Source organism: Mycobacterium sp. GA-2829, from assembly GCF_001499965.1.
Lineage (GTDB): Bacteria > Actinomycetota > Actinomycetes > Mycobacteriales > Mycobacteriaceae > Mycobacterium.
The window spans coordinates 1-1278 of the sequence record NZ_LQIT01000088.1 but is presented as its reverse complement, the minus strand read 5'-3'; the positions used below and the strand labels follow the sequence as shown (position 1 = coordinate 1278).

Sequence of the window (1278 nt, the reverse complement as noted above, 5' to 3'; positions counted from 1 at the left end):
CGCGCCGCGTCCACGCAGATGTGCATCGCGCTGGCACTGCGTGACCGGCTCCCGAAAGTGGCCGCCCTGTACGCCCAGGGCGTTGTCAGTGCCCGGGTGGTTGCGACGATCACCTGGCGCACCCGGCTGGTGGCCGAGGGCGCCCCGATCGCCCACATCGACAGCGCGATCGCCGAGGCGATGCTGGGATGGGGAGTCCTCTCGGGTGAGCGGCTCGAACAGGCCGTCGATGTGTGGGTGGAACGCTTCGACCCCGCGGCGGTGATCCGCGGTCGTGCAGCCGCCCTCGAGCGCGATCTGCGGATCGGGTCTCGCGATGACGGGGCCATGACCGTCTCGGTGTGGGGGCGGCTGTCGGCCATCGATGCCGAACTGCTCCAGCAGCGCCTGGACCAGCTGGTGGGCGGGGTGTGTGCCAATGATCCGCGCACCGCCAAGCAGCGACGCGCCGATGCCGCCGGGGTGATCGCCGTCTACGGCGACCGGATGGCCTGCCTGTGCGGTGACCCCGATTGCCCGGCCAGCGCCCCCGACGCCCGCGCCGAAGCCATTGAAATCCACATCCTCGCCGACCAGGACGCCGCCGCCACCCCCTGCGACGGAACCCTCCACGGCAACCCCGACCCCACACCAGAGGCCGAGACGGCGCCAGCTGAAACTCCGGTGGCCGCACCAGAATCCGAACCCCCGACGTCTCCGGTGGCCGCCTCTCGCGGGTCCGCGGTGATCGTGGGTGGCGGTGTGGTGCCTCCGCAGCTGCTGGCCGAGTTGATCCGCGCAGGAGCAAAACTCGCCCCCCTTCGCCGGCCCGCTGATGACCCCGAACCCCGCTATCGCCCCTCGAGCCGGCTGGCGGCCTTCGTGCGGATGCGCGATCTGACGTGTCGCTTCCCCGGCTGCAATCGGCCCGCCGACCGCACCGACATCGACCACACCACGCCGTATCCGGCCGGGGCGACCCACCCCGCCAACACCAAATGCCTCTGCCGCCTCCACCACTTACTCAAGACGTTCTGGATCGGCATCGACGGCTGGACCGACCGACAATTGAATGACGGCACCGTCATCTGGACCTCACCCACCGGCCGGCAATACCGCACGAAACCCGGCAGTCACCTGTTGTTCCCCGACTCGAACACCGTCACCGCCGGCCAACCCTCACCGGCACCAGGCGCTCCACCTACGACATCACGAGTCCTGAAGATGCCCAGACGCCGCCGCACCCGCGCCGCCGAACGCCGCGCTCACATCGCCGCCGAACGCGCGCGCAACCAGGCC

At 70.3% G+C, this 1278-nt stretch carries 1 protein-coding gene; it reads left to right on the top strand.

Annotated elements, in window-relative coordinates; translation table 11 throughout:
- The coding region (locus tag AU194_RS29745) for an HNH endonuclease signature motif containing protein (protein ID WP_082698915.1) at positions 1-1278 on the top strand (1278 nt) is incomplete at both ends.